The 6,405-nt window shown below is 33.1% G+C and carries 5 protein-coding genes; all 5 read left to right on the plus strand.

Annotated features, from left to right (window positions below; translation table 11 throughout):
- Window positions 1-184 precede the first annotated feature (184 nt).
- The 5 genes from H3T43_RS09175 to H3T43_RS09195 all read left to right on the plus strand — a co-directional run bounded on the left by H3T43_RS09175 (window position 185) and on the right by H3T43_RS09195 (window position 5,675).
- Complete coding sequence (locus H3T43_RS09175) at window positions 185-2,023, plus strand: plasmid recombination protein (RefSeq protein ID WP_198214147.1); 1,839 nt, start codon at window positions 185-187, stop codon at window positions 2,021-2,023.
- 1,203 nt (window positions 2,024-3,226) lie between these two features.
- Window positions 3,227-3,652: a hypothetical protein gene (locus H3T43_RS09180; RefSeq protein ID WP_198214149.1), complete on the plus strand. Its 426-nt coding sequence runs from the start codon at window positions 3,227-3,229 to the stop codon at window positions 3,650-3,652.
- A 45-nt stretch (window positions 3,653-3,697) separates the two neighbouring features.
- On the plus strand, window positions 3,698-3,952 hold the full coding sequence (locus H3T43_RS09185) for a hypothetical protein (RefSeq protein WP_198214151.1): 255 nt from the start codon (window positions 3,698-3,700) through the stop codon (window positions 3,950-3,952).
- Window positions 3,918-4,223 (plus strand): hypothetical protein, encoded by a 306-nt coding sequence (locus H3T43_RS09190; RefSeq protein ID WP_198214153.1) that lies wholly within the window; start codon window positions 3,918-3,920, stop codon window positions 4,221-4,223. The genes H3T43_RS09185 and H3T43_RS09190 overlap by 35 nt, the downstream gene beginning before the upstream one ends.
- 315 nt (window positions 4,224-4,538) lie before the next feature.
- Window positions 4,539-5,675, plus strand: coding sequence for a matrixin family metalloprotease (locus H3T43_RS09195; protein WP_223897619.1), 1,137 nt, complete (start codon window positions 4,539-4,541; stop codon window positions 5,673-5,675).
- The last annotated feature ends 730 nt before the right edge of the window (window positions 5,676-6,405 follow it).

Genomic DNA, 6,405 nt, shown 5'->3' on the forward strand with positions numbered 1-6,405 from the left:
TACGTAGTTTTGGCAAAATTGAATTAAGCAGAAATTACGTTAGTTTTTCTTCTTCGCCCCCTGCGTAAGGGCGTTTGATGTAGTGACTTTTGCTGTAAGCAATTGTCACTACATCGAAAACGTTACTTTTTGGAAAAGTAACAAAAAAGAAGTAGAATAAAATCTACTCGGAGGTACCTACTTGATGAACCAAAAAATGACTATTTCATTCGCTAAAGGTAAGGCTAGCGAAACTTCAATTAAACACAACAATCGTTCTTTAGATATTGAACATTTTGATTTTGATAAAAAAGGCCATACTCATATCCAACGTGAATTTACTAAATTAAATCAAGTTTTAGTTCATCGTGATATTAAAGACGTTTATCATGAACAATTTGATCCCGCAATCGAGCTCTATAATGCCAAACAAAAACGTGCCGATCGTAAAATCAAAAATTACTATCAGCAAGTGCTTCATAGTAAAAACCAACAAACTCAACGGGAATTTATTGTTCAAGTTGGTAATCAACAAGATTATCTGAATAAAGACCGTGCTAATTCAAAAAATTGGCGTGCAGCTAAAATGATTTTGACCGAATTTGTGCATGACTTTATGCAAGATAATCCCAATTTTATTGTTTATAATGCGGTCATTCATATGGACGAGCCGGGATCGCCCCATTTACACCTTAACGTTGTTCCTGTGGCTCATTTACCGCACGCTAAGCGTGGCTTAACTATCAAGCCTAGTTTTGATAAAGCTTTGCTTGAAGAAGGCTACAAGAACGATCCTAAGGACAGTCGGGCGCTTTTTAGCAATTTTCAACACCACCAAACTGAAAAATTAAGTCAAATTGCCCTGAAATTTGGTATTGAGCGCGAAGTTGGCTTTACTAATCGTTTAAAAAACGTTCATGAATACAAACAAGCTATGCGTAGAGTAGAGCAAGTTCAAGAAATTACTAAAACCCAGCAACAAGAAAATGCCGAAGTACAAGTTAAATTAACCGATCAAGAATTAAAAAACGAGCAACTTAGCCTAAAAGTTAATGAAAAACAACAAAATTTAGCAAATTTAGCCGCTCAGAGCGTTTTTAATTCTAAAGCCGATAAATCATACATCAGCAATTTGAAACGCCTTGAAAATGTTAATAAGGGCAAAAATGCCGATTATTATTTACCAACTAAGACTTTTGGCATACTCGACAAACCACTGGCACAAAAACGAATTGCAAAATTAATTAGACAAGCCGATTTACCACAAAATTTGGTACAAATTATCGGGCAAAACAAGCAATTGCTAACGGAGAATGTCCAATTAAAAGCCCAAAATGAGCAGCTTACAGCGCAAAAGGAAACTGCAGAACTTAACGGCTACTCTCAAGGTCATACTTTCGGTGTTGAGGAAGGACGAAGAGAAGAACAGCAACGTGTCCACAAAAATGCTGGTCAGCCATATCAAGAAAAAATCAAAAAGTTACAAGCAGAAATTCAAAATCTTAACAAAATGATTACACAATCCATTGCCAATGATCATAAACAAGAAAGTGAACGAATAACCCTCAACGCTAAAATTTACGACCTACAACAAAAATTGACTACTGGCAGCGAGCCATACCAGCACCAAATTCACGATCTGCAAACTAAACTAACCGAAAAACAGCAGGAAAATCAAACTCAAGCTAAACAACTAAAACAGCAAGAACAATTACTAGCTGAACAAAAACAGGCTCTATCAACACGCAATCGACTCATTCGCCAACAACAAACACAAATTACTAAGCTAGATCAATTCGCTAAAAACTTAGTTATCGCCGTCAAGGACTGTAAACCACTAATCAAAAATATTTGGGATCAAGTTACCAAACAAGTTGGCCAACATTTTCAAAAAGACCCAGAACCAGCTTTAAAATATTTCGCCCGTTATTGGGACAAGAAAGATGTTAAAAAATTAAATCCCGAACCAAGTCAAGAAGAATTACAGGTTAAATATTTTCAGCAACAAGCACCAAGAGAACGTAGTCGTGGACTTGAACGTTAAACATTTCTCAACCACCTTTTTTAAGCAAAAAACACATCCAATCATCCTAGACACCATTAAAAGCTCTTAGAACTCAATTTTGAGCGATCTGCAGACATTACTATTCTTCACTAAATATTTTCTGATACTCTTTTTCTAACTTAAAATCTGAATACAATGCTTCATCATTTTTCCATTCCCACTCTTTAATCCACTTCTATTCCAGCACCTTACCCTCCAATATCATTTTTTACCTAACTCTTTTATTTCTTTCTCTTCCCTGCTTGATCTCTTACTCTTTTGGGGCAGACTCTCCCCATACCTAACTCTCTACTAACCGCAAAGCGGTTAGTTAGGTACTTTCCCCTTGCGAAAAGGGAATAAAAGTATCTAACTAACTTGCTTTGCAATTGTTGGTTATAACTCCGGCTTTCGCCGACACACGCTTTTTATTGGTTAATCAACGCCCTAACACCGCTTGTACCCGTTGTTTGTTTTCTCTTAGTGATGATCTAGAAGTTGCTGGACAACGTCATTACTAACCCCAGTCAATAGTACGGCGTACTATGTTCTGATACTTACGGCCATGTGCACCACTGCTGCATATTCTCCTTACAGATGTGTAATTCTAAACCTGCAGTAGTCGTCGGAACCACCCTGACCTTGTTTGCACTGCTGGTCGTCACCGCCACTTGCCCCACTGTCTCGTTACTGACTTTCGGAAATAGATTTATTACTTGAGATGGCTCTATTAAACCTGTCACTTTTTACAACTTTGTCCTGTTGGCTATTTGTGTGCTGTTTTGATAACGGAAAAACCTCCGAACTAATCTTTCACTTTAGTTCGGAGGTTTTTAGCTTTAATCTCTTGAATTATAACTTAGATTTGTTATACTAAGTATTGAATTCAAGAGGATTAAAGCTAATTTATTCGCCCGCCAAAGTGAACATGGATTAGCTTTTTTTCTTTGCCCTGACTGCTCAGCAGCCAGGGCTTTTTTAATTCATACTGTTGTCATCATAGCATAAAAACTGCTTTTTTTTAATAGTCAATTTTTTAATTTCATAAATATTATTAACAAATTCATCTCTATACTTAAAAATAACCAATATAACTATCAAAAATCACCCACAATTATAATCAAATTACCTCGCTATTTAATTGATAATCATTTAGAATTATTAATAACTAAATATAAAAACAAAAAGGAAAAGGAAAACAACATGAAAAGAAATAAAAAAAAAATCATTAACAATTTATTTGACCTAATACTAACCATAAGCCTATTATTCCTCGCCGTATATCAATGGCAAACAAATATTTTCGGCTCGATAATAGACATAATTACAGCGATAATTTTCTTTGCTATAGCATCTGTAAACGATTTTTTTAATAGCAGTATTAAAAAAAATCACAAATCATCAGCAGAAGATATTGATATCCAAAATAAGCTTGCTATAGCACAACAAAAAACCCTAAAGTTTATCAACATATTATCGCTTATAGCTGGAATTAGTCTAGTAGTTTTATATTATACTATATTAAAATATCCTGTAATTATTATTATAGGATATATTAATTTAGCATATTGGTCTATATGTCAAATAGTTCCTGTTATTATATTACTAGTTAATTATTCGAAAAAATGATGAAAAATTTCACCTGTTATTATAAACTATATAAGAGGTGAAAATATGAAAGTAATCAAGAAAATATTTATAACATTTTGTACATGTTTGGCACTATCTCCTGAAATTGCTAATACAGCCATACAAACAAATACAGTTGTTGTAGCTGCTTCAATGAAAAAAGCAAAAACAAAACGTGCTAAATTGAATAGAGCTAGAAAAAATTTAGAAACTAATTTTAATTTTTCACATAAAGGAGTTATGCTGTTACCAAAAGATGTAGTTTATGCTGTTACCAAAAGATGTAGTTTATGCTGTTAACAAACATGGTTCAACAGACAAAATATACATTAGTGGTGCAACTGTAGGTAAACTATTTTTAAAGGTACTTAGAAGAACTCCTAAACCAATTAGAAAAATTGTATATAAAATGATTAGAAAGCATACAACCTTAGGAATTTTTGTTAAAGTCCTCGACGCATATACAGGAACGACTCACCATATACTTTACTCTGCATTTAGGCACATACATATTAATAAAACCTGGTCAAACAATTTAGCAAATATTGTATCTGCATTTTTACCAATTTAAATAGCCTATACCGCATGTAGCTTTACATAATGCATATTTCTTTCTTCATTACTTCTTGGTTACACCGGCCGTAGTGACCATTTAACACTCCCGACAGACTCATTACCTGTCTGCTTGCGTCCGCGAGTTTGCGTCGGTGCGGATACCTACTTTTATTTTTTGACAAACCACTTAAAAAGTGCATTAAAAAGTGTAACTAGCTATTACAAAGTATCAATAGGAGTAATTATATTGCATTGACAAAAAATATATGGTGTTTTATAACTAAAACCATAATTTATATTATTAAATTATTCAAATATACTGGGAGTAAAAATGAATAAAAAACTTAATAAGTTTGCTGTTTTATCATTGTCTTTGACGCTGTTTTTGAGCTATACGCCAATTAATGTATCAGCTAAAACTAAAGCTACTACACCTTATGGTTGGAGATTCCCTGAACAGCATTCAACTTATGTGATAAATAAACAATCTAAAAACTACAAATATATATGGAAAAAAGCAATTAATGGTTGGAAAAAAGCGGGATTTAAGTGGGAAAAAGCTAGCTCATCAAACACACACTTAATAGCACTTACCCAAAAACAGGATAAGAGTCTAAAGGGTTTAGCTGGTATAGATCACATGCGATATAACGTAAGTAATCACTTAATAGTCAGCAACAAAGTAGAACTAAATAAAACTTCATTAAAAAAATATAAATATACAACTAAACAAAAAATTAATGTAGCAGAACATGAATTAGGTCATGCATTAGGACTAAAGCATAATTCAAAAGGCAGTAAATCTGTAATGAATCCAGCTAATAGAACTTATTCTATTAGCAAGCCTGATATTCGAGGAATGAAAAAAGCATATTCTAAATCCGTAGCAAATTTAGGAGACGCCATTGGTAATAATATTGTTTCGATTGATTTACCTATTAAATTAAATCCAAGAATTTCGAAGCTTCATATGAATTATTCTGGTAAGACCCATAAGTTAACACTTAGCGGTAATACTTATGATATTTCTGAGTTAAATATTAAATATAATAAACAAACTATTAAAAATTATAAAGTAAAGAAAAATGGAGCTAAATTCAAAATAATTTTACCATTTAAAGGATATAAAAACTTTACAATTTACAGTGGTAAGCACTTAATTAAAACAATTTCAGCATCAAAATATACTACCGATAAACCAACCATACTTGATGCTAAAAGAAACCAAAATTCTATTGAATTAAATATTTTAACTAAACCTGGTAACATCATTAAAATTTGGGAAAATAACAAACCTATATTTTCAACAATAAGTGATATTCCCGAAGATAATATCACCTTAAACACAAATACAGTTAAGAACTATAATGATTTAAGGTTAACTCAACATAAGAGAGGTAAAAAAACCAGTAAAATGATAAAGCTACCTAAACTAAATGTAGGTGAAACGTATAAAAGTATCAGCTAAACTAACTACGCTTTTATCTATACCGCATGTAGCTTTACATAATGCGCATTATCGGAAGTAGTCGCTTAACCCTTATAAACTAAGGCTCAAATTGTGCAAATTTTGCACACTTGTGAATTTAAAACCGTATAGTATTAAAAAAGCTTGTTATTGCAGGCTTTTTATTTTGCACCTTTCTGCAATTTCACAATTAGACCAATCAAAAAAGGCACGAGAAATTCTTGTGCCTTTTCCCTGCATTATTTAAGCAGTTTGTCTAGAATCATAAGTAAATCATCTAGCACTTGCTTAGCCTTTGACAACACAGAATACAGTAAAAATAAGATAATAATATCGTGCACGATTCTCACCTCCTTAGAAGAGCTAGCTAAACTCTCCAAGATGACACATAACGTGCATATTTATTTTACCAGATATGGGCTTTCGTGCTACAATTAGCTTAGAAATAAGATAATATATCGCATGTACGATATAACGTGTGGCAAGTTAGCTACTTGTAACGCGCGGTTGGCGGCCTAGTAGGTCGTCTTTTTGTTTCTTTTTTAAAAAAAGAAAATCGTATCCTTGAGGATACGATCAGACGAAAAAACAAGCACTAGTCTTTACGACTTTTGCTTGTTTTTTTCGTTATGAAATTTTGGCCATTACGTAGTTTTGGCAAAATTGAATTAAGCAGAAATTACGTTAGTTTTTCTTCTTCGCCCCCTGCGTAAGGGCGTTTGATGTAGTG

This window comes from Lactobacillus sp. M0396 (genome assembly GCF_016101625.1).
Lineage (GTDB): Bacteria > Bacillota > Bacilli > Lactobacillales > Lactobacillaceae > Lactobacillus > Lactobacillus huangpiensis.